The following is a 26922-nucleotide window of genomic DNA, read 5'->3' as shown; positions in this document are numbered from 1 at the left end:
CCCAGCCTTTGCGTGCTTTTTTTTGCCAGAACTTGGTTCAGCCAAAGACTAGTTAGGGGTTTGTAACCCAAGGGATGCAAACAAATTGTGAATCCGTCAGTAACATCGCCTTGCGCGAGATCGACCATAGCTCTAGGTTCAAGACATGTTTCAAACCTATGATGTGCGCGGTGGCGCTGACCAAGGCCGCAAGGCCCTTCCCCTGATCCGAGCTCAATTGGAGCAATTGGGCCTCGATGGCCTGTTTGTTCCCCATGAGGATGAATGGCAGAATGAGTATCTGCCCGATTGCGCCGAGCGCTTGGCCTGGGCCACAGGTTTTACAGGCTCAGCTGGTGCGGCCATCATTTTGCGGGACAAGGCCTATTTGTTCTCGGATGGGCGCTATACCCAGCAGGCGCTTAGCCAAACCGCACCCGAATTGTTCGAGCAACGTGACCTTGTCGATCAAGGCCCGGCCGTCTGGCTCAAAGCCGAAGCACCCGCCGGTGCGAAGATTGGGTATGACCCCCGCCTTGTGCCCCCAGATGCTTTGGCGCGCCTCAAAGAATCGGCAGCCCAAGCGGGCGTTGAATTGGTCGCGGTCGGCGTCAACCCGATTGACCAAGCATGGCAAGACCGCCCAGCGGAACCGAGCGCTGAAATTGTCCCCCATCCGGAGACTTTCTCGGGCGAGAGTAGCGCTTCCAAGCGCTCGCGCATTGGGGAAAAACTATCAGGCGATGGGATTGAGGCCAGCATTCTAACCTCGCCTGCCGCTCTGGCTTGGCTGTTCAATATTCGTGGCAAAGACGTCACCCGCACGCCATTGGCTTTGGGCAGCGCGATCCTCAACAAGGATGGTACCGCGCAATTATTTGTGAAGCCTGAGAAGGTGACACCCGAACTGCGCGGCTTCTTGGGCAATGAAGTGTCGATCAGCGCCGAGCCTGATTTCGTCGAAGCGCTCAAGCAAACCAAAGGCAAGCGGGTTTTGGTCGACCCCAGCCTATCTTCTGCCCATGTATTTGATGTGCTGCATGCGGCCGGCGCGCAGGTTGTTCGCGGGCAAGACCCCACGATCCTACCACGATCCCTCAAAAATGCGGTGGAGATTGCAGGCTCTAAACGGGCCCATGCGCGCGACGGGGTTGCACTGGCCAATTTCCTGCATTGGTTCGATCAGGAAGCGCCCAAGGGCAAACTGACTGAAATCGATGTGTGTAAGGCCATTGAAGGGTTCCGCATCGCGACAGGTGCTTTGCAGGATTTATCCTTTGACTCCATCTCGGGCGCGGGTCCGAACGGGGCTTTCCCACATTATCGGGTCACGGTGGAAAGCAACCGGAAAATCGATCAGAATAATTTGTTCCTGCTCGATTCAGGCGGCCAATATCTCGACGGCACCACCGATGTAACCCGGACGGTCGCAGTGGGCACGCCAAGTGAGGAAATGAAGGACCGCTTCACCCGTGTGTTGAAGGGCCATATTGCTTTGTCGCGCGTGCGCTTTCCAAAAGGCACGACCGGCTCAGCACTGGATGCTTTGGCGCGCATGAGCCTGTGGGAAGGTGGCTTTGATTATGACCATGGTACCGGCCATGGCGTCGGCTCCTATCTCGGTGTGCATGAAGGCCCCCACCGTATCGCGAAAGTACCCAATCATGTGGCGCTAGAGCCTGGTATGATCGTTTCAAACGAGCCTGGCTTCTATAAGATTGATGGCTACGGCATCCGCACCGAAAACCTGCAATATGTGACGCCTGCCTCCCCGATTGAGGGCGGAGAGCGGCCGATGCTGGGCTTTGAGACGCTTACTCTGGCCCCCATTGATCGCCGCTTGATCGTGGTGGAGATGTTGACCGAAGCAGAGCGCGTTTGGCTGAACCACTATCACGCCAAAGTTCTGGCTGAGATTGGACCACGGGTTGAAGCCGATGTGCGGGCGTGGCTGGAAGCGGCAACTGCACCGCTTTAGGTCTTATCGACTTTAATCCATTGACCTCGAAGGTCGGCTGACCCATCACAGACGGGTGAGCCGATCTTTAGCCCCTTTCCGACATACCTCTTTTGCCCGCTATTGGTGCGCCCGCGTCTTTTGGACCTTGGGTACCCAAATTCAAATCACAGCCATGGGCTGGCAGGTCTATGATATTGCGCGCGCTCGGGGCGATACGATTGAAGAAGGCGCGTTTCTTTTGGGCCTGATTGGCCTGTCACAATTTGTGCCCCTTCTGATCCTGTCACTATTTGGTGGACAAGCTGCGGACCGATTTGACCGTCGCCTGATCATTCTAGGCTGTATCGCGCTGAAGGTGGCCATTGCAGGTGCCTTGGTTGCCGCATCCGGCTTTGCGCCCAATGCCTTGATTGCCGCTATTTTTGCGGTTGCCATGGTGACAGGGATGCTGAACGCCTTTTTGCCCGCAGCCAGTTCCGCCATGGTATCCAATTTGGTCCCGCGCGAGGAATTGCCCCAAGCCATCGCGCTCATGTCCTTAAGCTTTCAGGGCGGATCAATCCTTGGGCCTGCCATAGGCGGTCTCCTTTTCCATTTCGGGGCCAATGTGCCCTATAGCGCGGCTTTGGGCCTGTTTATCTGCGGCTGGATTTTGGCATTTTGGACCAAGGCACCACCGCAAGAAAAAGTTGAAAGCGGGCGCACCTTTGCCATGATCAAGGAAGGCCTGATCTATGTGCGCGACAATAAGATTGTGCTGGGTGCGCTCAGCCTTGATCTTGCAGTCGTTTTGCTGGCTGGTGCGACGGCACTTCTGCCTGTTTTTGCCCGCGACATCCTCCATGCGGGGCCAACGGCACTGGGCGCGTTGCGGTCAGCCGGGGCAATTGGGGCGGGCGTGGTCTCGATCTTTTTGGCGATCAAGCCGATTGAGCGCCATGTCGGGCGCTGGATGTTTGGCGCGGTCTTTGTGTTTGGCTTGGCGACCTTGGGCTTTGGCCTATCGACCACCTTATGGATTTCAGTAGCTTGCTTGGCGCTTGCAGGCGCGGCTGACATGATCTCCGTCTATGTGCGCTCCTCGCTGGTGCAACTGGCCACCCCCGATGCCATGCGCGGACGGGTGTCGGCGATCAGCTTTGTTTTCATCTCTGCGTCGAATGAAATGGGCGAGTTCCAATCTGGTGTTGCCGCCCGCCTGCTTGGCCCCGTCACAGCTGTTGTCGCAGGCGGCATTGGTGCCGTCTTGATCGCTGGGGCGTGGATGCGCCTCTTTAAGCCCTTGGCCGAGGCCGACCGCTTTGAAGATGCCGCGCCAGAAAATCAGGGCTCGACCAAGTCGTCTTGATCAGGCTAATCTCAAACAAACACAAAATTAGGGAGCACGACCATGGGCGTTTTAGATGGGAAAGTCATTCTGATTACGGGTGGTGGCAATGGCATTGGCCGCGAATGCGCGCTGCAAGCCGCCGCAGCAGGGGCCAAAGTTGTTGTCAATGATTTGGGTGGCTCGGTTACCGGGGGCGATGAAGGCTCGGTTGGCCCTGCCCAAGCGGTAGCCGACGAAATCAAGGCTGCGGGTGGCCAGGCTGTTGCCAATTCTGACTCCGTGACCGATTTTGCCGCCGTAAAGGGCATGATTGAGCAAGCCAAGGATGAGTTTGGTGGCCTGCATGCCATCATCAATCCCGCAGGCATCTTGCGCGATGGCATGTTCCACAAAATGTCTGAAGCCGATTGGGACGCGGTGATCGATGTGCATTTGCGCGGCGCGTACAATGTCACCCGCGCCAGTGTGGAATTGTTCCGTGAGCAACAAGACGGGGCCTATGTCCTCTTCACCTCCACGTCTGGCATTATCGGCAATATTGGCCAAGCCAATTATGCGGCCGCCAAAATGGGTGTAGCGGGCCTGTCCCGCATCATCGCCATGGAAGGGGCGCTTAAAAATGTGCGCTCTAATGTGATTGCGCCCTTTGCCTGGACCCGCATGATCGCCACCATCCCTGTCAAGGATGAGGCCAGCGCCCAACGGGTGGAGCGGATCCGCACGCGTATGCGCGCCGATCAGGTCGCCACCTTTGCAGTCAGCCTGTGTTCAGCTGCCGCCAGCCATGTAACGGGTCAAATATTCGGCGTACGCGGCAATGAAGTGGTCGTCTTTGACCAACCACGGCCTGTTCGCTCGGTATCGAGGATTGACGGATGGACACCAGAAACACTGATCGAACATGGACTGCCCGCTTTGAAAGGTGGATTCATGGGACTGGAAGCCACCGCCGGGGTCTTCACCTGGGACCCCGTCTAAGCAAGACTGGCCTCGCGCTCGCGCTGTGCGGGCTGGTGGCTCTCGCCGCCAGTCCCGCGCTAAGCCATGGCAGCCACACCCACCCCAATGCGGCACCCAAACCTGTTTTGGTGCTGGAGGGGGAGTTTGTTGCGACCGAGATGAGAGGTCGCCCCCTCAACCGCGCTGGCCAAGCGCCCAAGGCGACATTGATCTTTCTACCGCAAGATGGCGTCAGCGGCTCGACCGGCTGTAATCGCTTCAGCGGCAAATTGGTACGCGGGGGTGCCGAGAGCACGCGGTTTGGCCCGCTTGCCATGACCAAAATGGCTTGTACGGGCCCTGCAGGTGCGTTGGAGCGCGACGTGCTATCAGCCTTACGCGCCACCCACCAAATCCGGAAATTTGGCGGCGAAGTCCGCCTCCTGTCGGCCAATGGCCGAGTGCTGGCGCGGCTACAAACTGTGAGCGCGCGCGCTGAAACCGGTCCAAGCCTCTATGGCAAATCATGGACCTTAGTTCGCTTGAATGGTCAGGCGCTCGACCCGCAAAGCGTGCGGCCACAAGTCAGATTTGACGGCAATCGCATCAGCGGTACGACCGGGTGCAACCAGTTTTCAGGAACCCATGAGCGGGCTCTAGGTAAGTCGCGTTTCTTCAATATGATGCAGACAGAGCGGGCGTGTCTGGCTGCGGTGGGCGACCCCATGGCCGTTGAAGCCGCTTTTGGCGCGGCCCTCAGCAAAGTCGATCAGATCAGTTTGACGGCCAACCAATTGACCCTCAAGTCCAGCACATCGCCAGATATATTGGTCTTCGAAGCGGCCAACTAGATATGCCAAGGCGGGGTGCGCCCGCCAAACTTCTTGATCATGAAGTCAGAAAAAACCTCCAAGCGCTTTGGCTTGCCTCGACCGGGTGGGCTTAAAAGGTGGAGTGTCAATTCAGGTGACCGCCAATCTTCCAGCGCGCGCTCTAGCCGACCTGCACGCAAATCTTCGCATACCAGAAAGTCGGGCAAATAGGCGACGCCCAGCCCCTCGCGCAGGGCGGGCATTTCAATCTCACCGCCATTGATGGTGATGGGGCCTTGGACCCGGACCCGTAAATCTTGGCCTTCAGCGTCGACATAGCGCCACAGTGAGTGATTGGGCGTGTTGGTGTAGCGAAAACAGCAATGCATGGCGAGGTCTTCTGGCCTGCGCGGCTTGCCCCGCTCTTGCCAATAGGCCGGGGCTGCTACCGTCAACAGGCGCACGGGGGCGAGTTTGCGGGCCAGTAGACTGGAATCGGGCATCGTGCCGATGCGGATCGCCACATCAAAATTATCGGCCACCATATCCACTGTGCGCTCATCGACCGCGAATTCGAGGCTGATTTCGGGATAAGCACGGATGAATTCGGGCAAAAGGTCTGCTAGCCATAAGCGGGCAAAGGCTTGGGGGGCGGCGATTTTCAAATTACCGCGCGGCACCTCACGGGTCTCGCGGGCTTCATCTGCTAAGGCCGCAGCTTCTTCCATGATGCGTTGTGCCCGGGCATAAGCGCGCTGGCCCGCATCAGTCAGCGAGAATAGCCGCGTTGTGCGGGCAAACAGAAGCACACCCAGCTTTTGCTCCAGCTCTGCAATCTGCTTAGACACGGTTGCCTTCGACAAATTCAAATCGCGGGCGGCCGCCGTGACGCTGGCGCGTTCAGCCACTTTGGCAAAAGTCGTCAGAAGATCGAGATCAAGGCTCATGCGTCGCACCCTGCACTGATTAAAACTTCGAAACAATCGGTTTCGTTTTTCCCTAGTATTCGAACAATCAACTTTCGTCCATAAGGCGTTTCAACATCTGTCGCTTTTGTGGTGACAGGTTTAGAAAAAGGTCTCCTCCCATGACGAAAATCGCAATCATCTATCATTCGGGTTATGGCCATACGGCTGTGGTGGCAGAACATGTCGCCAAAGGTGTAACCGAGGCCGGTGGTGAAGCTGTGCTGTTGAAGATCGAGTCCGCCGCCCAAGATTTCAGCGCGATTTTGGATGCAGCCACTCAAGCTGACGCCATCATCTTTGGTGCCCCCACCTATATGGGCGATATCTCGGCACCTTTGAAAGCCTTTTTTGAGGCCAGTTCGAAAGTCTGGTTCACCTTGGGCTGGAAAGACAAAGTGGCTGGTGGCTTCACCAATTCCTTGAGCTTTGCTGGAGATAAGGGCCATGCCCTTAATTCCATCCTGACTTTGGCCATGCAGCACGGCATGATCTGGGTCGGCACAGGTCTCGCACCTGGCGCACATAGCAATAGCGATGCAGCCCCTGACGTCGTCAATCGTTTGGGCTATTATGTTGGGGTTGCCACCCAGTCTGACAATGCGGCACCCGAAATTACCCCGCCAGCTGGCGACCGTGAGTTTGCCCGCCTCTATGGCGTGCGCATCACGGAAATTACACAGAAAATGAAAGGTTAAGCCATGATTGAAAAACGCGAATTCAACAGTCTGGGCCGGTTCAAAAACAGCTGGCTCAATGCCCGCCACCACTTCTCCTTCGGCCATTATCACGACCCAAAGCGCACCCAATGGGGTACGATCCGGGTGTGGAATGATGATGAGATTGCCCCAGGCACTGGCTTTGATCCCCATGGCCATGCCGATATGGAAATCATCACCTATGTCCGCGAAGGGGCCATCACGCACAAGGATAGTTTGGGCAATGTCGGCCGTACCGAAGCAGGCGACGTCCAAGTGATGAGCGCTGGCACCGGCATCACCCATGCTGAATACAACATGGAAGATAAAACCACGACGCTCTACCAAATCTGGATTTTGCCAGAAAGTGCGGGCGTGGCCCCCTCCTGGGGGGCGGCGAAATTCCCTAAGGATGATCGCTCCGGTCAGTTTGTGACATTGGCTTCAGGCTATTCTGAAGATGAAGGTGCTTTGCCAATCCGGCAAAAGGCCCGTGTTCTGGGCGCGACTTTAAAGGCTGGCGAAACCGTCACTTATGATCTGTCCGCTGGCCGTCACGCCTATTTGGCTGCCGCCAAAGGCGTGGTCGAGCTCAATGGCATCGACCTTTATGAGCGCGATGCTGCTGCGATTAAGGACGAGCCCAAATTGACCATCAAAGCGGTGGTAGACGCCGAACTGGTATTGGTCGACGCGCCTTAACGCTGCATTGAGGCTAACCTGCGAAGCTGGCCGTTCTTCGAAAGTAGGACGGCCAGTATGTTGTTTAACAAGCCTCCCTCCCCCACACGTCCGCGCCGTGGTGCCGGCCATGAGCCTCGCCCGCGTCCCGCAGGACCGCGGCCCAATGGGCCTGACACGCCTTTGATGGAACCCGCCGCCCTCGACCGGGCGCTGCGTCATGCGGCTTGGCGAGACCCCCGGGTTGAACGCAAGAAATTCACCGAAGTCTATAGTGCCGTGCGCACTTTGGAGCGCACAGCCGCCTATGTCGACCAGGCGCTTGAACGCTTGGCCGAAGTCGCCGAAGCCCTTCGCATTGGGCAAACCACCGAACATGATTTGATGCGCGGCCTACAGGCTGCCCGGATTGAAGAGGTGCTCGATAGTCTCGATCGGCTCTCCAAGATTGCCGCCGATGGCAAGCTGAATCTGCTCCACGGCGAGTCCGAAAGCCTCTATCTCGACTTCGGGCATGAGGCGTTTCGCTATGTGCTGCCGCCCTTTGATCTGCGACGTGGCCCCAAAGGCCTCGACATTCCCCACTTGAAAGATGGGTTTGAGAATAGCTCAGACGTGCAGGCAGTTAGCCAAGCGGTCAGGCTTGCTCACGTCCGTGTCAGCCAATTTGCCGCCCGCCTCAGCCATGACGCGGGCATGTTGGTGCGCATGGCCAAAACCTATGAGGCTGATATCTCGGTTGAGACTGAGGAAGGCGCTAGCCACACGCCCGTCGACTGAGTTACCCGACCGTCAAACTGAACCATTCAAGCCTTGAGCACGTAGAGAGGCTTGAAAGGTGTTTAACATGTTCAAAGCCCTCCAAAAGGCAGCCGCCCTTACCGCCGTCGCCATGAGTATGGCCGGTTGTGCCACCACGGCAGCCGCACCAACCGCTAAAGCCCCCCAACAGCTTGTCTTGGAAGATTATTTCAAAGGCAAAACCACCGCTTGGGGCGTGTTCCAAGATCGTAACGGCACCCTGATCCGTCAGTTCAAAGTCGATATTGACGGGCAATGGGATGGCTCAGTCCTAACGCTCGACGAACGGTTTGATTATGCCGATGGCGCGAAAGAGCAGCGCATTTGGAAGATCAAAAAGACCGGGCCCAATACCTATGAGGGCACTGCAGGCGATGTCCGCGGCGTCGCCCGCGGCCTAATCCAAGGCAATCAATTGTCGTGGGTCTATGATGTTGATCTGAAAGTCGGTGATCGTACTGTCCTGGTGACCTTTGATGACCGCATGTGGTTGCAGCCCGACGGGATTTTGATCAATCGGGCGAAAGTGAAAAAATTCGGCATTGTCTTTGGCGAAGCCATCATCGTGTTCCAACCTGCGAAGCCCTAAGAAGACAGGCGGGTCTGCCTAAAATTTAATGTTGGCCCGCCTTGCCGAAACCGCATTTTGCGCTCATTTTAGGGGTTGGTTGGGGCTAACTTGGTGCCGCACTGCGGTTCGACACAAAGGAGATAGACATGGTGAAGTTTTTTTCTGCCGCTGCACTACTCTTGGCGATGACTTTTGCTTCCCCTGCATCTGCCGGTCAGCTGCAAGTCAATGTGACTTATGGCGAAAAGGCACAAGAAAAGATCGAAAAGACCTATGGCGTGCGTGAAAAGGCCGTCATTCAGGAAATGGTTGAATCGAGCCTGAAGGAGAGCCTTGGGGATCGGGTCGCCCGCGTTGATGTTGTGATCCACGATCTGACAGCCAATCGTCCCACCTTTAAGGAATTGGGCGATAAGCCAGGTCTGTCCATGCAAAGCTTTGGTATTGGCGGGGCCGATGTCTCGGGCAAAGCCTATGATGCGGCAGGCAATCTGATCGGCGAAGCACGCTATGACTGGACCGGTGACATCATCTGGGCCGACACAGCTTGGGTTTGGTCTGATACAGACCGGACCTTGTCGGTCTTCGCGCGTAAGCTGGCGAAGGCAGTTCCAGGCTAAAACGCTTTGTGAGGCGAGATATCCTCGGCAAGAAAACACCAACGGGGCCCAAGCGGCCCCGTTTTTTGTGGGTTGAAGGAGCGTTTTTATAAGCGAATTGAAAGCGCCAACCCTGTTTCAAATTTAAACACAATCAGGCTGGAGCCATTTATAGGCAGAGGGCTGATTTCCAGTTTCGAGACACATCCTCCAACAAATCGCTCGAAATCGGGCGTTTAGTCGCAAGCTATCACAGAAACGTGATAAATTACCCTTGAGGAACGCGGGTTTCTGTGGCGTAAATTTTCAGCGCTTGGGCCAAATCTTGCTAGGCAGGACGCAAGCTCTTTCGAAAAGGGATTTGCGGCATGACCAAAGTTACCCACGTTTCAGTTGCATCATTGGATGGCATTAGTGCGTTTGAGGAAGCTTTGTTCTGCGAGTTCCGCGCCGCTAATCCTGATTTGACTAGCCCTTATTTTTCCCCGGACTTTTTGAAGGCCATTGCGCCCCACACACCCGGTGGCATGTTGGCGCGTTTTCACGATGGCGACGAGATTGTTGGCTTCTTTGCCTATCAGAAGCGCGGCCAAAGCTTGCAGCCCGCCGGTGCCCCGTTGGCCGATTATCATGCAGCAGTGATGAAAGAGGGCTATGGGCCAGACTGGTCGCTTCTATTGTCGGCAGCCGGTGCAAAGCGGCTTGAGTTCAATGGGCTGATTGGGGCGCAAGGCCTCGACCGCGCGCCCATCGTCAAGCATCGTCAAATCGTCGACCTCGTCGATGGTTTTGAGGCTTGGTTTGCAAGCCAGAAGGCCCGCTCGCCAAAATACTTCAAGAACTTGGGCCGATGCACCCGCAATGTCGCCAAGGACTTGCCGGATCTGACATTTGACTGGACCGAAGTGACCCCAGCCCTCTTGGATTGGGTTTTGGACCTAAAAATCGACCAATATAAGCGCTCGGGCATGCATGATGTGTTCAGCTGTGGCTGGACGCGTGACCTTTTGAAATCTCTGGCCGAGCAAAAATCCACCGGCGCGTCCCTCATGGCGGGTGTTTATCGCCGCGGCGACGACTTGGTGGCCGCTGAAATTTGCCTGCTGGATGGGCAAGATGTGCATTTCTGGTTCCCCGCCTATAACCCCGCCTATAGCCGCTATTCGCCCGGCCTGTTGTTGACCTTTGATATCATTCGCCACGCCGCAAAGCTTGGCTTCAAAGTGTTTGATTTCGGCAGCGGTGGGGAGGCTTATAAGTCACCCATGACCACGAATGGCCCCCTATGCTATGAGGGCCAAGTCGGCCAAGCCTTGGCTTTGCCAGTCAAGAATGACCGTTTGCAACGCGCGTGGCTCAGCGTGTGGCGGCGCGCCCATATTGTGCGGGCCTGCGAAGTCTCGATTAAGGGCAAACTCTTGGCCTGCTGGCGGCTTGTTGCACGGGCCCATATTCGCGCCCGTGCCCGTCTCGTTAGCCGGCCCCAGCAATCAGCTGCTTAAAGACCAATTTCAAGCGTACACATTTCGCCCAAGGATGGCCGGGCGACCGAGACCCGGCGCAGATTGGGCAGGCTTGGCTTCAAGCGTTCTGCCACCCACGCGCAGATATTCTCCAGCGTCGGCGTCTCAAGGCCTTCGATTTCATTCAGGAATGAATGATCCAGCACATTGCGGACTTCGCTGATGGCTTTGGCGAGCTCGGCAAAATCGCGCACCCAATGATCCTTGCCATCGGCTTCATCCTCTACCGACACATCCAGCCGGAAGGAATGGCCGTGCAAACGGCGATAGGGATGGCTTTCATCGCCTTGGTGGAGATGATGGGCGGCGTCAAAAGTTACGCTTTTGGTCAAGAGGCAGCGGGTCACGGGATTCCAAGCATTTTATGTGTTTGCAGGCTCAATCGCCATTGTGGATGGGCAAGACAATAGGCGACCGCAGCTTGGGTGTTTTTGTCCGTGTGCGGCCCGTCCATGGGTTGGAGGAAAAAATGGTCGAAAGAAAGCCCTTCAAACTGATCGGGCATAGCTAAGACTTGGGGATAAACCAGCTTCAATTCATGGCCAGAACGCTGGACTAGGGCTGCATTTGCCTTGGGGCTCACACAGATCCAATCCAGTCCGTCGGGGGCAGCAATGGTTCCGTTGGTCTCCACCGCGATCTCAAAGCCTGCCCGATGCAAGGCAGCAATGAGGGGCGGGTCAAGTTGTAATAAGGGCTCACCCCCGGTGCAGACCACATAGGGCCTGCCCTGCTGAAGGTCTGGCCAAAGCTCTGCTACGGCCGCGGCCAAGGCTTCAGGGGTTTCAAATTTGCCACCGCCCTCGCCATTGGTCCCCACAAAATCGGTATCGCAGAATTGGCAAACAGCCTCGCTTCGATCCTGTTCGCGGCCGCTCCACAAATTGCAGCCAGCAAAGCGCAGGAACACGGCCGGGCGGCCTGCCTGAGCCCCCTCGCCTTGCAGGGTATAAAAGCGCTCTTTTACCATATAGGTCATGGGGCCACGCGCGCGCCTTCTACTGCTTGACCCTGATGTTGGGCTTGCCATTGCTGCCAGCCCGCCGCGCGCAGCTCGCACGCCGGACACGTGCCGCAGCCATAGCCCCAGTCATGCCGCTGGCTGCGATCGCCCGTATAACAGGTGTGAGAATGCTCCAAGGTCACGTCAATTAAGGCCTGCCCACCCAAGGCAAAGGCAAGGTCCCACGTCTGCGCTTTGGTGAGATACATAAGCGGGGTCTGAAGCTTGAACGACACGTCCATCCCCAGCGACAAAGATTGTTCTACCGCATCCAAAGTCGCGCGGCGGCAATCGGGGTAGCCCGAATAATCCGTCTCGCACATGCCGCCGACCAGAACCCCTAAACCCCGGCGATAGGCCAAGGCACCGGCAAAGGTCAGAAAAACGAGATTGCGACCGGGCACAAAAGTCGTCGGCAAGCCAGAAGCCGCCATAGCAATGGCCGTATCGCGGGTAAGGGCTGTATCGGAAATTTGGCCCAAAAGGCCAAGGTCCAAAAGATGATCTTCGCCGAGTTTTTGGCCCCACTCGGGCATTTTTGTGCGGATCGCCTCTAAAATCACCAGCCGTTGGTCCAGTTCCACCCGGTGCCGCTGACCATAATCAAAGCCAATGGTCTCCACGCGCTCATAGCGCGACAACGCCCACGCCAAACAAGCTGTGGAATCTTGACCGCCTGAAAACAGGACAAGCGCATGTTTGGGCTCAATCACGAGGCAACCTTCACGGGGCAAAGTGGGGGGATGGAGGCGCTCCATAGCCTATTTTCAGCCAGACCGAAACTGCCACAGCGCAGAAAGCCCGGTGTGGACGGACGTCGCGTTCAAGCTGGCCAGACTGGTTCCAGCACATTCGAATGTTCAGTCAACCCTATGTATTCATTTCACTGACAACTTCATCTTCGCGATTTTTTGAAGTCACCAGCTGGGAAATGGCGGTTTTCCTTAACTAAGCCACAACACTCCTCAGCTAATGTCGTGGTTTCGTTACTCAACCAGTATCAAGAAGTTTAGGTGACACTTGAGCAGCATCGTGACTTACGTAAAACTGGACTCCGAGACACTTGAAGCTGTCTTGAAACTCCATGAACGTTATGCAGGCGGCATCCCAGGTGGCAAGCGAGCCTCTTTGAAATTTGTCGATCTGTCGGGCGTTGACTTGTCAGGTCGCAATCTGGCCGATGCCGAGCTGACTGGATGTATTTTTGAGAATGCCAAATTAATCAAGACGATATTTGAGCGGGCCATCCTGTTTGCCTGTGATTTTCGCAAGGCCGATTTGCGCGGCGCGCGCATGGCGAAGGCGGATATGCGCGGGGCGAACCTGAGGGGTGCTGACCTCTCCCATGCCGATTTGACCCAATCGGACTTCCGCGAGGGCGAAGTGGCGGTGGCCGACAAGAAAAATGGCATGATGGTCGTCAAGCACCGCATGCGTCCAGGTGACGCTGAAGGCACTTTGTTTGTGGGCGCTACGCTTGACGGCTCGCAATTCAATGGCGTGCAAGCCAAGGGTGCGGATTTCCAAGATTGCTCGATGAAGGGGGCTAAGCTCTCTGGCGCGATCTTGAAAGATTGCAATCTGACCGGTGCCGATCTGCAAGATGCCGACCTCACCGGTGCCCGCTTGGAAGGGGCGCATTTTGAGGATGCGATCCTGACCGGGGTTGCCTTGGGCTTTGGCAAGATTGACCCCAAAATGGCCAAAGGCGCTTTGGGGGACCCAACCGACAGCGCAAAGATTCGGGCGATCCAATTGGAAAACATGGCCAATGAACACCAGGCTTGGTGGGAAAGTAATGGCAGCGCCGGCAAGCATGCTAAGTTTGATGGCGAAGACCTGCGTCCGATGGCTTCCATGTTCAAGGGCATGCGCTTGACGGCGATTTCAGCGGTGAAATGCAATGGCGTTGGGGTTCGCTTTATGTCGACCCAGCTGCAAGGGGCTAACTTTTGTGAAGCCGATTTGCGCGGTGCGTGCTTCTTAGGGGCCGATTTGCGCGGGGCGAACTTTACCCGTGCGCGCCTCAAGAAGGCAGATTTCCGAAATGCGAAACTAAGCCCTCTACGCATCAGCGCCGACAAGACCAAAGCAACCGACTTTACCGGGGCTGAAATGCGCTATGCCAATTTCGACCAAGCCGATATTCGCGAAGCGCTTTTCTATGATGTCGATATGCTAGGTGCGAGTTTCCGCGGCGCACAAGCTACCGGGGCCAAGCGTGGCAAGTCGCCCCAGAGTGAGGGCGAAGACACCCTAGCAGCTGACGACACCGCGCCGGCCGTCTCGCAAGCTGCGGCAAACGCCGCCTAAACAATCCAAGGAAGAAGGCCCGATGGTGGCGGGAGAGAGACTTGAACTCTCGACCTCACGATTATGAGTCGTGCGCTCTAACCAGCTGAGCTACCCAGCCAACGCATCGGGGAGCCGTCATTTAGTGCGCATCGACTTTCGGGGCAAGTCTTTGGGTCAGTTGAGCCATGAGAGTTTTCCGTTTGGCCTCTGTGCGCACCAGTGCAGCCTCTTTCACATGGCCAAAACCACGCACATCGTCGGGCAAATTGGCCAGTTCAACGATCTGACGATGGGTTGCCGTGGACAAATGCTGTATCCAGATGGCAAGGTCAGCCAGATATTGATCGCGGAAAGCGCGTTCCATGGCCCGTTCTTCGGTCGCGCCAAATAGATCCAGCGGAGTACCGCGCAGGACTTTGCCATGTTGCAGCACTTTGAACGCCCCCAAAATCCAAGCACCAAAGGCCTGCTTTTTGGGTAAGCCCGTTGCGGGATCCTTCGCGCTCAGGAAGGGCGGTGCCAGCCAAATCTTCAACGACTTGTGGCCCCCCAAGGTCGCATTCAAGCCTTCCATATAGGCGGGATCAGCATAAAGCCGGGCGACTTCATACTCATCCTTATAGGCCATAACTTTGGCGAGATTGACCGCAACCGCGCGCGTCAAAGCATCGCCCAAGCGTGCTTCAGTCTCGGCTTTGCGAACTTTAGCAACCGCATCCGCATAAATCTGGGCATAGGTTTGGTTCTGATAGGCCGTCAGATGGGCGATGCGATGGGCGATCAAATCATCAAGCGATTTTTCGGGCGGTGGCTCGCGGACTGGCACCATTTCTTTCAAGCGTGCGGGATCATAGGCCGCCAAGCGCCCGAGATCGAAGGCCAGCACATTTTCATCAATTGCCACGCCATTAAGCTTGATCGCCCGATAAAGGCCGCGCAGCGATACCGGGACCAGCCCCCGCTGCCACGCAAAGCCTAAGAGGATCATGTTGGAATAGAGCGCGTCATAGAGATATTCTTCCGCCAAGCCTTCAGCATGGATGACCCCTAGCTCACGCACCGCTTGCGCGAACAAATCGACCTTGGGCTGACCGCGAAAGCCGCGTTTGCGGTTCTGGATGAATTCGCTCGTCGGCTGGATGTCAAAATTGGCGACAGCGCGCGTGGTTTCTTTGCAAACCAGATTGAGGCCATCGAGATTGGTTGCCACGATCAAATCGCCCGCGATCATCACGTCAGCTGATGCAGGGGGAACGCGGCCCGAGCGAATATCTTGGGGCTGATTGGCAATGCGCACATGGCTGAGCACCTGCCCACCCTTTTGGGCAAGGCCAGTCATATCCAGCGTGGAAGAGGCCTTGCCATCGACATGGGCCGCCATGCCGACAATGGCTGAAACCGTGGTCACCCCAGTCCCGCCTACGCCTGTGAAGACGATTGAGCGCGGCCGTTCTAAACTCATGGGCTCTGGCAAGGGGATATTGGTGGCATCAAAGGTCGGACGCGCCCGCTCGCGCTTGGCATTATGGCTGCCCTCAACCGTCACAAAGGAGGGGCAGAAACCATCGACGCAGCGGGTATCTTGATTGCACGAGGACTGATCAATCTGCCGCTTGGTGCCAAATTCGGTTTCGAGCGGATGGATAGACAGGCAATTGGATTGCTTCGAACAATCCCCACAGCCCTCGCACACGGCAGGATTGATATAGGCGCGGGTTGAGGTGGCCTTAAGGAGCTTGCGCTTGATCCGGCGGCGTTTCTCAGTCGCGCACATTTGGTCATAGATCAGGACGGTCACGCCCTTCGTCTCGCGTAGGCGGCGCTGAACCGCGTCCAATTCCTCACGCGGATAGACGCGCACCGAGGGCTCAAGCGCCACATTGGCATAGCGGGTTGGATCATCGGCGACGATCACAACTTTCTTAACACCCTCGCCCAGTAATTGCTTGGCGATTTGCGGCGTGGTTTGACCACTCTCGGTGGACTGACCACCAGTCATCGCCACCGCATCATTATAAAGAAGCTTATAGGTCACATTGACCTTGCCCGTGACTGCCGCGCGAATGGCCAGCGAGCCTGAGTGGGAATAGGTACCATCACCCAAATTGACAAAGACATGATCTTCATCGGTGAACGGGGCTTGACCAATCCAGCCGATGCCCTCCCCGCCCATTTGGCTTGTCATGTCGGTCTGACGGTCGGGCATGAAGGTTGCCATATAGTGACAGCCAATGCCGGCTAGGGCGCGCGACCCTTCTGGCACGACCGTCGAACTATTGTGCGGACATCCTGAACAGAAATGGGGTGTGCGGTGCGCATCCCCCTCTAAGGCCCGTGCCCGGTCCTTGCTTTCTTGTACCCGGTTCAAATAAGCCAAGGCCTGTTCGCGGTGGGGGCCCTCGGGCACCAGATCAAACAAAGTCTTGGCCAGTACCGGGATGGAGATAGAAGCTGTATCGGGCAGCAAAGGCTTGCCATCCAGGCCCTTCTTGCCAATCACCCGTGGGCGCTTGCCATCAGGCAAATCATATAAGGCATCGCGGATTTGCGGCTCGATCAACGCGCGCTTGTGCTCCACCACCAAAAGCGTCTCAAGACCAAGGGCAAAGCCACGCAGGTGATAGGGCTCTAACGGCCATGGCATGGCGACTTTATAAATGGTGAGGCCCAGATCGGCTGCCAATTCTGGGCTGATGCCCAAAGCATCCAGTGCTTCGAAAATATCGCGCGTCGCTTGGCCGGTTGCCACCAGACCGATCCGACGCTTGTCCCCGCTCAAAATCTCCCGGTCGAGACTATTAGCCCGCACAAAGGCTTGGGCAGCAGGCAGCTTATATTGGCGCAGGCGCGCTTCCTTTGCCATCGGATCATCCCCGCGACGCAGGCTGACCCCTTCGGGTGGCAATTCAAAGTCAGTTGGCAGGCGGATGTCAAAGCGGTGGGCACCTACGTCAATCACCGCGCCAGAATCCATCGTATCGGCCAGAGCAATCAGGCCCGTCCAAGCGCCAGAAAAGCGCGACATCTCAATGCCATAAAGGCCAAAGTCCAAAACGTCTTGGATCGATGCTGGCGACAGAATCGGCATTTCTGCATCGATAAAGGCAAATTCGGATTGGCTGGGCAGGGTTGAGCTCTTGCAAACATGGTCATCGCCTGCAATCGCCAAAGTACCACCAAATTTGGATGTACCGGCAAAATTGGCGTGTTTGAACACATCGCCTGTACGGTCCACACCCGGTGCCTTGCCATACCAAATGCCAAATACGCCATCAAAGCGCGCCCCGGCAAACTGGCCCAATTGTTGGCTTCCCCAAACCGCCGTTGCCCCCAAATCTTCGTTCAGACCGGGCCAAAACTCGATATTGTGGGATTTCAAAAGCTTAGAAGCGCGCTCCAGCTGCATATCATAGCCGCCGAGCGGGGACCCGCGATAGCCAGAGATAAAGCCTGCCGTGTTCAATCCGGCCTTCACATCGCGTCGCTTTTGGTCCAAAGGAAGCCGCACAAGGGCTTGGATACCTGTCAGAAACGCTCTACCTTCGTCGAGTTCATACTTGTCGGTCAAAAGAACTTCGCGATGGAGCATCTGATTTGGCCCTCGGGTTTGCGACCATACGGAACATGGCCTGCTTTTATCTGGGCATCATCTTCTGTTTTCGCGGAAAAAGCTTGCTCTTTTTTTCGTTATTTGCGAAGAAATGCGCAAGATACATGTTCACTTTGCCAGCATTGAGGAAAATTCGTGTCGGAAGAACTAGACGCCATTGATGTACGCATACTCGATCTGGTCCAAGAAGATGCGGCCCTGTCTGTGGCCGAGATTGCCGACAAGGTCGGTTTGTCGTCAAGCCCATGCTGGCGGCGCATCAAACGGCTGGAAGAAATTGGCGTGATTACCAAGCGCGTAACCATCTTGGAGCGCGCTGCCTTGGGCCTTGATTTCGAAGTGATGGCCTCGGTGAAGCTGGCGCTGCCCAACCGCGAAAACCTTGAGAAATTCGAAGCCGCCGTGGCCACCTGGCCTGAAGTTGTCGATTGCGCAACGGTGACGGGGGCGGTTGATTATATGATCCGTGTCGTGACCACCGACATGCATGCCTATGATGGGTTTTTGCGCGATAAACTCTTGGGCCAAGGGCTCGTATCGGATGTGCAATCGCGCATTGTGATTCGCGTTGCCAAACGCACAACCTCGGTGCCCCTGGGGCTTAGCCAATCTAAGCGGCGTTAAGCACGGCAAAACCGCGCTCAAGATCGGCCATCAAATCCTCTTGTGCTTCCAAACCAATGGAATAGCGCACGATAGGGCCTTTGGGATGCAGGGCCGGAAATTGGCGGTTGATCTGGATGGTGCTTGGTAGGGCCAAGCTCTCAAACCCGCCCCAAGAAAAGCCCATCGAGAAGATTTGATAGGCTTCGGCCATGGCATTGATTTTTGCCGCAGCAACGGGCTTGAACACCACCGAGAACAGGCCGCCCGCGCCACTGAAGTCACGCTGCCAAATGGCGTGATCTGGGTGGGACGGTAAAGCCGGATGCAGCACTTGGGCCACTTCGGGGCGGCCTTCCAGCCAAGCGGCAATCTCGCGCGCCACCCGGTCTTGATGGGCCATGCGCAAGCCCATGGTGCGCAAGCCACGCAAGGTCAGCCACGCATCTTCTGCAGACGTCCCAATACCCAGCATCTGGTGCATGGTCTTCAGCTTGATAAGCCAGTCAGGGCTGTTTGTGATCAAAGCACCAGCCAGCACATCGGCATGCCCGCCCTGATATTTGGTCAGGGCCTGCATCGAGATATCCACGCCCAGATCAAACGGCTTCATATAGATGCCTGCCGTCCAGGTATCATCGATCAAGGTTGCAACCCCGCGCGCCTTGGCAGCAGCTGTGATGGCAGGCACATCTTGCAGCTCAAACGTCAAAGAGCCGGGGCTTTCCAATATGATCAAGCTGGTATTGGGCTTGATGAGGCCTGCAATATCGGCCCCGATGCGTGGATCATAAATCTCTGTTTCGACGCCGTATTTAGCCAAGACTTCGCGGCAGAACCGGCGGGTTGGGCCATAAGAAGAATCCGTCAACAGAACATGATCGCCCGCCTTGGTCGCCGCCATCAGCGCAAGGGTGAGCGCTTGCAAACCAGAGGGGGCCAAGACGGTTCCAACCCCGCCGGAAATCTCGGTCAAGGCTTCGCAGAGGCGATCTTGGGTCGACAGGCCTTCGAGGCCATAGCCCTTTATGTCGCTTAAAGGGCCAGCCCGATAAAGATCATCGGCCTGATCAAACAAAAGGGTAGAGCCGCGCTGGATGGGTGGATTAATCACCCGCTCATGGGAAAATGGATCACGGCCGATCTGTACCAATCGGGTGGCAGCCGAAAGCCCGTCGCCACGGCCACTTTTGGGCGTCTTGCTCATCCAGCAGCCTCAGTCTCGATTGGGGAAGCAGGGTCTGCCGCCCACTCACTCCACGCCCCGTCATAGACAGGCACGTCCCACAGCCCAAGCCGGGCTAAAGCCAAAGCGATGACACAAGCCGTCACGCCAGAGCCACACGTGGTCACCAAACGCTTGCTTAAATCAATGCCAGCAGCCTTAAAGACTTCGGCCAATTCGGCAGGGTCCTTCATGGTATTGTCGGGCTTTAACAGGGTTGAAAACGGCACGTTAAAGGCCCCGGGCATATGGCCACTGGGCAGATTGGGGCGTGGCTCAGGGGCTGTACCCGCAAATCGACCAGCCGGGCGGGCATCGAGAATTTGGGCACTTTTGGCTTCGATTTTAGCCAGAACTTGCGCTTTGTCGCGGATCAAATCAGCGCGGCGGCGCACGGTGAAATGCCGCTCGCGCGCGATGGGTGGCATATCCTCAAGCTCTCGACCTTCAGCCTGCCATTTGGGGAGGCCGCCATCGAGCACAACCACATCATCATGGCCCATATGGCGGAACATCCACCACACACGGGCAGCCGAAAAAACGCCCGTGCTGTCATAGACGACAAGACGCAGGCCATCGCCCAAGCCCAGTTTTTTAACCCGGCTCGCAAATTTCTCCGGGCTCGGCATTATGTGCGGGAACGGGCTTGCGGTATCGGAAATCTCATCAATATCAAAGAAGACAGCGCCTGGAATATGGGCGGCATCATACTCTTCCTTGGCATTGCGCCCGGCACTTGGCATATGCCACGAGGCGTCAATAATGCGAACATCTGGCGCGCCCAACTTATCGGCAAGCCATTGGGTGGAAACTAAGGGATCATCAGGATTGGCCCAGCCTGCCATGTTCGTGTCCTCAACCAGCTTCTTGCGCTGCCCGCCCAAGGCGTGCCACACGGGGTTTTTTCAGTGCTTATGATCCACTAAAGGGATTTCAACGTAAGTCGCAAAGACTATCTCACAAACCGGCGGCACAACCAAACCCATGAACGACGAATTCACTGCTCATACGATTGAAAAGGATCAGCGCTATCAAGCGCTCATGCTGGACTATGCGGCTGGCAGTCTGCCGCGTGGGCCTGCCTTGGTCGTTTCTGCGCATTTGGCGCTGCAGCCGCAGGCGCGCGAGATCACGCGCACCTTTGATGCGGCCGGCGGCATGCTTCTAGATACGATTGAGCCCGTTGAAATTGCGCAGCCTGCTTGGCTGGAAGCTGAAACCGGCACCGATTATTCCAGCCATTCCTTGCGCGAGATTGACGATATGGCCCATGTCTTGTCCTCCATCGATCAAGGCCGCTGGCGGCGCAATCTGGCAGGCATGTTGACCATGCCGCTGCCTGGCTGTGATGCGGAATTGCTGAAGCTGGAAGCAGGTCGGAAAGTGCCAGAACATGGCCATTCTGGCCTTGAAGTCACGCTCGTCCTATCGGGTGCCCTAGACGATGGTAATCAAATCTACCGTCGGGGTGAGTTGTTGGTGCATGACGAAGATAGTGAGCACCAACCCGGTGCCGCCAAAGGTGGCGATTGCATCTGCTTGATCGCCCAGACCGGCAATGTGCGCCTTAAAGGGCCACTTGGGTGGTTGATTAACCGTTTCAACTAATTTTTGCCCGATAATTCCCGTCGGTTTGATTGAAAGAGGCTTTGCGATGTTATCCAAAAGCACCCTCCAACTATGCCTTCTTGCCTCTACCGTCGTGTTAGGTAGCGCAGCTGTGACCTCGAGTGCGGCTGCAGCGACACCGGGGCGGACAGAATTTGAAATCCTGATGAATGGCAAACCCGTCGGCAAGCATATCGTCACGGTTTCCAGAAATGCCGACATGACCAATGTTCGCATTGCCATTGATATGGCGGGCAAAATTGGCCCCATCGGCTTCACCTATCGCCACCGCTGCGAAGAGGCGTGGCGTGGCAATCAATTGACCAGCCTGAATTGTTCGGATCAGGAAAATCGCTCGAATAAGTCAGTCGCCGCAAATCTGCGCGGGGCCAATCTCGTCGTCGATGGCACGGGCTTTAAGGGCACTGCACCCGCCGCCATTCTACCTTCCAGCTGGTGGCGGTTTAGCACCATCAATCAATCTCGCCTGCTTGATAGCCGCGATGGCAAGCTGAGCCGGGTGAATGTGAACCGGGTCGGCGAAGACGTGTTACAGATTGGCGGAACACCGGTTCGGGCTAACCATTACCGTGTGCGCGGGGCGGTCAATACCGATTTGTGGTATGATTCAACGGGCCGTTGGGTGCGCACCGCATTCAGGATTGCAGGCCAAAGCTTTGATTATCGGAAAGTGACGTCAGTCGCCAATTCGCCACGCGAATAGGGCTGCGCAGCACCATTCCTTCCGTTGGGTGCCATCTCTGCCTGCCATCGGGGCTAAACACTCTCATTCCTTCGATTGTTTGCAATCTCAGCCCTGATGCGGGCTTGTTCGGCAGCGTCAATTGGAAAGCCGCGCATCAGGGTGATGGCGATGATCTTCAAGCCAATGGGGATCGCGCAATAAAGCGCAACAAGGCTGTTTAGGGCCAAATCGGTTTGTTCCCCGCCTTGGGTGTTAAAGCCAACCAACCCCAAAATGCCAAAGGCAGCACCGGCTGCCACTGCCAAGGCCAATTTGGTCGCCACACTCCAGAGTGCGAAATAAAGCCCGGTTCTGGGGGCTTGGCCGGTCTTTAACTCGTCCAAATCCACCACATCGGCCTGCATAGCTGCTGGCAACACAATATCGGCCCCCAAAGCAAGGCCAGAGCCGATACAGACGATGAGAAACAACACCCACGCCTCTGGCCCGGTCACGCCAAGGGCGAGCGCAAAGACAAGGCACGCCCACACCATGGCCCAGCACCACACACGGTCCTTACCAAATTTGCCGCCAAGCCAAGCCCAAAACGGCGCCGAAACCAGCCCCGCAAGAAAATAGGTGCCGAGTAATGCCCCCTGTAAATCCGGCCGACCCAAACGCTCGGAAACGAAATACAGAAACAAGGTCGCAGGCAGGCCATTGGCAATGCCATTGATGATATAGGCGACGACTAAGCGGCGAAATGGCTCATTGGCCGCACAATCTTTCAGCCCCTCGCCTAGACTGGCAACCGGCTCAGTCGCCAGTGGGGGGTCTGGTACCAAGAGCACACATATGCCGCACGCAAGAGGCGTTGTGACCGCGGCAAACAGGCCCAATATGGCTAGCGCTTCTCGTAGCGCCCCGCCATTGGAGACAATTGCAACCAAACCTACCGCTCCAATCACGCCCAGCACAGTGGCAATCTCGCGCCAGGCTGTTACCACAATGCGTTCGCGATAATCCGGGCTCAGCTCTGCGCCCCACGCATTCAAGGGCAAGGTAATGGCCGCCCACGAGATGGAGACCATCAAGGTCCAAAAGGCGAAATAAGCAGCCCCCGCCCCGTCCGGCGGCGTCATAATCATAAAGGCCGACCAAGCCGCCAGCGGGCTTGCCAGTAAGACCCACGGCTTACGCCGCCCAAAACGGCCGCGCGTCTGATCTGACAAGCGGCCTGCTACAAGATCGCTCGCCGCATCCAACACCCGCACAATCAACAGAATAAGGCCAATCAGGCCCGCCCCTATGCCCACTTCCTTGGCATAAAAGGTGGGGGCAAACATATAGAAGGGCTGACCCAAAGCCGCGATCGGCACCGCTGGCAGTGCATAGGCAAACAGCCGCAAGGGGGAAAGCGTACGGGCTGTGCCGGGGGGTGCAGAGTCTTTCATGCAGGTAACATGGTGCCTGCAAGCCAAGCTGCCAAGCTGCTAGACAGCGCCGACATTCGCTCGTAAATGTGTGAAATTCGCACACATTGGTGTGGTCGTGTAAGATTAGCACAAAACGGATGTCAAAATGCCCTCTCTAGGCCGGAAATTCATCATCATTGGCGGCGCAGGTCTGGTCGGCAGCGCTGTCGCGCGGCATTTGGCCCAAGATGGTAGCGCACAGGTGATTATCTGTGATCAATTGGGGTCGAGTGCGTCGGGTAAATGGGCCAATCTGCCGTCAAATATGGCAGACCTTTGGACGCCAGATGATCTGATGACCCGTCTTGATAAAGCCTGGCGTGATGTGGCCGGTGTTTTGTGCTTTGCCGATGCCGGCCATAGTGCAGGCGATATGGATGGCTTGTTTGAGACCTCCTATCACCTCCCCCGTCGCATTTGGGATTATGCCGTTGCCAAACAGCGCGCCATTTATTGGGCCTCCTCGATGCACGTCTATGGCGCCGCAAAGCCGGACCTGTCGACCGACCCACATGTGATTGCAGGCTTCCAGCCCAAGACCGCCTTTGGCCGCGCCAAACAAGCCTTTGACTATTTCGCAGCCAGCCAAGGCACAGGCCCCGATGCCGCCCCAATCGCCACCGGCTTTCGCCTCGCGTCCGTCTATGGCCAGGGCGAAAGCCATAAAGGCGCTCTCGCCAGCTTGCCCAGCCGGGCACGCGCCCATGCTTTGGACGAACGCCCTCTTTCTGTCTGGGACGAACGCCGAGATTGGGTACATGTAGACGATGCCGCCCTGCTGATCACCCAGATCGTGTTGCAGGGCCATGCAGGCTTTTTCGATATCGGCAGCGGCGCCCTCACCTCGACCCAGGCCATTGTGAAGGCGAGTGAAGCGGCAACCAGCAAAGCGCTGGCCGTGGAAATGCGCCCTGCCCCCGCTAACGCCCACAGCCTCCAAACTGCGGCAGCTGACCTCTCTGCCCTTGAAAAGCTGGATATTGCTTGCACATTCAGAACGATGGAAACTGGACTATCTCTGACGTGAGCGCGGCACGTGGCAATACCCCTGACGCCATCACCCATGCTGCCCGCCTGTTACAAGCACGCTATGGCGAAGATGGCGCTGTGATTGCCGTGATGCGCGCGGCGGAGGCCGCCGCCATGGGCGATCTTGAAATGGCCGATCATTGGGAAGCGGTGGCCGCCCTGATTGATTCCCCTGATGCCACCGCTCCAGATGCCCTCAATTAGAACCAACACACCAAAACGCCCCACAAAGCAGTTGCGCAACAGGCTTGATGATTTAGAAGGCCTATGACTGATCTGTCAGGGTCTTATGGCCCTGCCGTCTCAGCGACACACTCCGGGGACACTTATGACCGCTTTTGACCGTGACGCCTTTATCGCTGGTCTGCCGAAGGCAGAGCTTCACTTGCATTTGGAAGGCTCGCTGGAGCCTGAATTGATGTTTGCCTTGGCCCAGCGCAACAAAATCGCGATCCCGTTCAACAGCGTGGAAGAGGTCCGGGCCGCCTATAGCTTTTCGAACCTGCAGGACTTTCTCGACATTTATTATCAAGGCGCAGGCGTCTTGCAGACCGAGCAAGATTTCTATGACCTGACCATGGCCTATTTGACGCGGGTTGCCGCCGATGCCTGCCGCCATGTTGAAGTCTTTTTCGACCCACAAACCCACACCGATCGTGGCATTGGGATGGGCGTGGTGATTGGCGGCATCGCGCGCGCTTTGGCCGATGGGCAAAGCCAATTGGGCGTTACCTCAAAACTCATTTTGTGCTTCCTGCGCCATTTGGACGAAGACGCCGCCTTTGCGACGTTAGAAGCAGCTGAACCCTATCTGGACCACATCTTTGGTGTTGGCCTTGATTCCAGCGAAGTGGGCCATCCACCTTCCAAATTCGCCCGTGTCTTTGAAGCTGCCCGCGCCAAAGGCCTGCATTTGTTTGCCCATGCAGGCGAAGAAGGGCCTCCCGCCTATGTCTGGGAATCCCTCGACCTGCTTAAAATCGACCGCATTGACCATGGCAATCGCGCTTTGGAGGATGAGGCCTTGGTTGCGCGCATTGCCAAAGACGGCCTGACCCTGACGGTCTGCCCTTTGTCGAACCTATCTTTGTGCGTCGTCCATGACCTCACCCAACATCCCTTGCGCACCATGCTGGAAAAGGGCCTCAAAGCCACGATCAATTCGGATGATCCGGCCTATTTCGGTGGCTATCTCAATGCCAATTGGCACGCCATTGCCAAGGCGCTGGACTTAAGCAAGCAAGAATTGGTCACTCTCGCCCATAATAGCTTTGCTGGCAGCTATTTGACGCCCGCTGAGAAACAGGCCCATGCTGAGGCGATTGAGGCTTGGGCAGCCCGCTTTTAGGCGCAGCGGCCACCGGCCTAAGGGCCTGAAAGGTGTGTAGCATGAGGATGACAAAGCCTTGGGCGCTCGTGGGTTTGGGGCTTGTCGCCCTCAGCGCCTGCGCCAGCCAACCCGCAGTTGAGAAGGAAGCGGGATTGATCTTCACCGCCGCAGATTCAGCCTCCAGCAAAACCCTGAAAATCGGGCAAAGCTTTGACGTGCGCCTGTTGGGCACACCGACGGCAGGCTATCTGTGGGATATCCAATCATTGCCTGCAGGCGTTGTTTTGGTCGACAAAACCTCGCGCCCAGAAAATCCAGAGGGCCGCAAACAAGGCATGGTGGGTGGTAATGATTGGACCATCTTCCGCTTTCAAACCATTTCTGCACCCGTGGATTTGCAAGGCACCGCCGGCCAAAGCCTGGTCCTGCGCTACGGTCGGCCCTGGGAATTAGAAGCAGGCCGCCCAGCCGAACAGATCTGGCGCATGCAGATTATGGTGAAGCCCGGCGGTTGAGGGGGCAGGGTAACCTCGCGCGCAAAAAAAGTTGCGCATGCAAACGGTGCAACAAGCGCAACTAGTGCTGCGCGCTCCATTTTTGGGCTTTTTATCTGGAAGCGGTTTTGGTGATCCCTCCGGTCCACCAAACCGCTTTGAATATCGTGACTGGGCGATTGGTCGCGTCAAATCGCCCACAAACAATCGAAGTTGGCCTTTGGTGTAGGCACGGCCTGCACCAAAGCCTTCCAGATGAAAAAACCAAAAGCGATGTCATCCCCGATGGCGTCAGCCAATCGGGGACCTTGTGCCGCAAACTCGCTGAGGTCCCCGCTCTCCACTTCGTTCCGGCGGGGATGACATCGTGGGGGGAATCTCCCCTCTCCCTCTGGGAGAGGGGACGGGGGTGAGGGCTTGCGCAGCACCAAAAAGGAAGTGGTGGGACATCTTAAACTACTAAACATAATCAGCTTTTGTGCCCCACAAGCCCTCACCCCTACCCGTCGACCTATAGGTCGACCCCAGTGGGAGAGGGGAGCGCATAGATAAAAACTTATCCCCCACCATCCAAACCTCGCCTAACCTTTCCCCGTTCCCAATGCGGAGGAGCTTCGGTCCGGGTTAAGCCGACTATTGGGGATTGGTAAGCGGGACTAAGCAGGGTTGAAGTGGCGACCTTGTGTTTCATCAGGATTTACCCCCCT

26 protein-coding genes and 1 tRNA gene are annotated in these 26922 nt (G+C 56.6%); 18 read left to right on the top strand and 9 right to left on the bottom strand.

The annotated features are described in order from the left end of the window. Positions 1–145 precede the first annotated feature (145 nt). The 4 genes from IOB61_RS02955 to IOB61_RS02940 are packed head-to-tail and all read left to right on the top strand — an operon-like array spanning position 146 to position 5059. A complete protein-coding gene (locus IOB61_RS02955; protein WP_290811939.1) occupies positions 146–1957 on the top strand; it encodes an aminopeptidase P family protein in 1812 nt (603 codons plus the stop codon). 55 nt (positions 1958–2012) lie between these two features. Further along, the gene (locus tag IOB61_RS02950) at positions 2013–3287 is read left to right on the top strand and encodes an MFS transporter (RefSeq protein WP_290811936.1); all 1275 of its coding nucleotides are present in this window, start codon (positions 2013–2015) and stop codon (positions 3285–3287) included. Positions 3288–3329: 42 nt separating this feature from the next. Beyond that, a complete protein-coding gene (locus IOB61_RS02945) occupies positions 3330–4247 on the top strand; it encodes an SDR family NAD(P)-dependent oxidoreductase (protein ID WP_290811933.1) in 918 nt (305 codons plus the stop codon). Positions 4248–4282: 35 nt separating this feature from the next. Then, positions 4283–5059 (top strand): META domain-containing protein, encoded by a 777-nt coding sequence (locus tag IOB61_RS02940; protein ID WP_290811930.1) that lies wholly within the window; start codon positions 4283–4285, stop codon positions 5057–5059. Here the strand turns inward: IOB61_RS02940 and IOB61_RS02935 are convergent. Beyond that, positions 5056–5967 carry a LysR family transcriptional regulator gene (locus tag IOB61_RS02935; protein WP_290811927.1) on the bottom strand — a complete coding sequence of 304 codons (912 nt, stop codon included), beginning with the start codon at positions 5965–5967 and terminating at the stop codon, positions 5056–5058. The genes IOB61_RS02940 and IOB61_RS02935 overlap by 4 nt on opposite strands. A 140-nt stretch (positions 5968–6107) precedes the next feature. On the opposite strand from IOB61_RS02935, the gene IOB61_RS02930 reads away from it, so the two are divergent. From IOB61_RS02930 to IOB61_RS02905, 6 genes are all read left to right on the top strand, one after another. After that, positions 6108–6683, top strand: coding sequence for a flavodoxin family protein (locus tag IOB61_RS02930; protein ID WP_290811924.1), 576 nt, complete (start codon positions 6108–6110; stop codon positions 6681–6683). A 3-nt stretch (positions 6684–6686) separates the two neighbouring features. Beyond that, entirely contained in the window at positions 6687–7385 is a 699-nt protein-coding gene (locus tag IOB61_RS02925; RefSeq protein WP_290811921.1) for a pirin family protein, read from the top strand. Positions 7386–7442: 57 nt separating this feature from the next. Then, a complete protein-coding gene (locus tag IOB61_RS02920; RefSeq protein ID WP_290811918.1) occupies positions 7443–8144 on the top strand; it encodes a hypothetical protein in 702 nt (233 codons plus the stop codon). Positions 8145–8211: 67 nt separating this feature from the next. Further along, a complete protein-coding gene (locus IOB61_RS02915) occupies positions 8212–8754 on the top strand; it encodes a DUF3833 domain-containing protein (RefSeq protein ID WP_085340349.1) in 543 nt (180 codons plus the stop codon). Between the two features lie 128 nt (positions 8755–8882). Continuing rightward, positions 8883–9356 carry a hypothetical protein gene (locus tag IOB61_RS02910; RefSeq protein WP_290811914.1) on the top strand — a complete coding sequence of 158 codons (474 nt, stop codon included), beginning with the start codon at positions 8883–8885 and terminating at the stop codon, positions 9354–9356. A gap of 347 nt (positions 9357–9703) precedes the next feature. Then, positions 9704–10837, top strand: a complete 1134-nt coding sequence (locus tag IOB61_RS02905; protein WP_290811911.1) for a GNAT family N-acetyltransferase — start codon at positions 9704–9706, stop codon at positions 10835–10837. Here the strand turns inward: IOB61_RS02905 and queD are convergent. From queD to queC, 3 genes are read right to left on the bottom strand one after another with little or no spacing between them, the layout of a single operon-like run. Continuing rightward, positions 10834–11205 carry a 6-carboxytetrahydropterin synthase QueD gene (gene queD, locus IOB61_RS02900; protein ID WP_290811908.1) on the bottom strand — a complete coding sequence of 124 codons (372 nt, stop codon included), beginning with the start codon at positions 11203–11205 and terminating at the stop codon, positions 10834–10836. The genes IOB61_RS02905 and queD overlap by 4 nt on opposite strands. Then, on the bottom strand, positions 11202–11837 hold the full coding sequence (queE, locus tag IOB61_RS02895; protein ID WP_290811906.1) for a 7-carboxy-7-deazaguanine synthase: 636 nt from the start codon (positions 11835–11837) through the stop codon (positions 11202–11204). Before queE ends, queD begins: the two co-directional genes overlap by 4 nt. Next, the gene (queC, locus tag IOB61_RS02890; RefSeq protein ID WP_290811904.1) at positions 11834–12574 is read right to left on the bottom strand and encodes a 7-cyano-7-deazaguanine synthase QueC; all 741 of its coding nucleotides are present in this window, start codon (positions 12572–12574) and stop codon (positions 11834–11836) included. The genes queE and queC overlap by 4 nt, the downstream gene beginning before the upstream one ends. A 319-nt stretch (positions 12575–12893) precedes the next feature. On the opposite strand from queC, the gene IOB61_RS02885 reads away from it, so the two are divergent. Then, entirely contained in the window at positions 12894–14174 is a 1281-nt protein-coding gene (locus IOB61_RS02885) for a pentapeptide repeat-containing protein (RefSeq protein ID WP_290811900.1), read from the top strand. Positions 14175–14197: 23 nt separating this feature from the next. On the opposite strand, the gene IOB61_RS02880 is transcribed toward IOB61_RS02885, so the two are convergent. Then, positions 14198–14274, bottom strand: a tRNA-Met gene (locus IOB61_RS02880). A 21-nt stretch (positions 14275–14295) separates the two neighbouring features. After that, positions 14296–17745 carry an indolepyruvate ferredoxin oxidoreductase family protein gene (locus IOB61_RS02875; protein WP_290811897.1) on the bottom strand — a complete coding sequence of 1150 codons (3450 nt, stop codon included), beginning with the start codon at positions 17743–17745 and terminating at the stop codon, positions 14296–14298. 156 nt (positions 17746–17901) lie between these two features. Here IOB61_RS02875 and IOB61_RS02870 point away from each other — a divergent pair, with 156 nt between their 5' ends. After that, positions 17902–18390 (top strand): Lrp/AsnC family transcriptional regulator, encoded by a 489-nt coding sequence (locus IOB61_RS02870; protein WP_290801781.1) that lies wholly within the window; start codon positions 17902–17904, stop codon positions 18388–18390. Here the strand turns inward: IOB61_RS02870 and metC are convergent. Further along, on the bottom strand, positions 18377–19576 hold the full coding sequence (gene metC / locus IOB61_RS02865) for a cystathionine beta-lyase (RefSeq protein ID WP_290811893.1): 1200 nt from the start codon (positions 19574–19576) through the stop codon (positions 18377–18379). The two genes, IOB61_RS02870 and metC, sit on opposite strands and share 14 nt — an antisense overlap. Beyond that, positions 19573–20439, bottom strand: a complete 867-nt coding sequence (gene sseA / locus IOB61_RS02860) for a 3-mercaptopyruvate sulfurtransferase (protein WP_290811890.1) — start codon at positions 20437–20439, stop codon at positions 19573–19575. The genes metC and sseA overlap by 4 nt, the downstream gene beginning before the upstream one ends. Before the next feature lie 139 nt (positions 20440–20578). Between sseA and IOB61_RS02855 the strand changes: the two genes are divergently transcribed. Then, the gene (locus IOB61_RS02855; protein ID WP_290811887.1) at positions 20579–21202 is read left to right on the top strand and encodes a ChrR family anti-sigma-E factor; all 624 of its coding nucleotides are present in this window, start codon (positions 20579–20581) and stop codon (positions 21200–21202) included. 46 nt (positions 21203–21248) lie between these two features. After that, on the top strand, positions 21249–21926 hold the full coding sequence (locus IOB61_RS02850) for a DUF6134 family protein (protein WP_290811884.1): 678 nt from the start codon (positions 21249–21251) through the stop codon (positions 21924–21926). A gap of 53 nt (positions 21927–21979) precedes the next feature. Here IOB61_RS02850 and IOB61_RS02845 read toward each other — a convergent pair whose 3' ends face one another. Further along, the gene (locus IOB61_RS02845) at positions 21980–23341 is read right to left on the bottom strand and encodes an MFS transporter (protein ID WP_290811881.1); all 1362 of its coding nucleotides are present in this window, start codon (positions 23339–23341) and stop codon (positions 21980–21982) included. A gap of 127 nt (positions 23342–23468) precedes the next feature. Between IOB61_RS02845 and IOB61_RS02840 the strand changes: the two genes are divergently transcribed. From IOB61_RS02840 to IOB61_RS02825, 4 genes are all read left to right on the top strand, one after another. Then, positions 23469–24389, top strand: coding sequence for an NAD-dependent epimerase/dehydratase family protein (locus IOB61_RS02840; RefSeq protein WP_290811878.1), 921 nt, complete (start codon positions 23469–23471; stop codon positions 24387–24389). Continuing rightward, on the top strand, positions 24386–24595 hold the full coding sequence (locus IOB61_RS02835; RefSeq protein ID WP_290811875.1) for a hypothetical protein: 210 nt from the start codon (positions 24386–24388) through the stop codon (positions 24593–24595). The genes IOB61_RS02840 and IOB61_RS02835 overlap by 4 nt, the downstream gene beginning before the upstream one ends. A gap of 124 nt (positions 24596–24719) precedes the next feature. Continuing rightward, positions 24720–25739 (top strand): adenosine deaminase, encoded by a 1020-nt coding sequence (locus IOB61_RS02830; protein WP_290811872.1) that lies wholly within the window; start codon positions 24720–24722, stop codon positions 25737–25739. Positions 25740–25780: 41 nt separating this feature from the next. Then, positions 25781–26236 carry a protease inhibitor I42 family protein gene (locus tag IOB61_RS02825; protein WP_290811869.1) on the top strand — a complete coding sequence of 152 codons (456 nt, stop codon included), beginning with the start codon at positions 25781–25783 and terminating at the stop codon, positions 26234–26236. The last annotated feature ends 686 nt before the right edge of the window (positions 26237–26922 follow it).

This window comes from Aquidulcibacter sp. (genome assembly GCF_020253525.1).
Lineage (GTDB): Bacteria > Pseudomonadota > Alphaproteobacteria > Caulobacterales > Aquidulcibacteraceae > Aquidulcibacter.
This window is presented reverse-complemented; position numbering and strand designations above follow the sequence as displayed.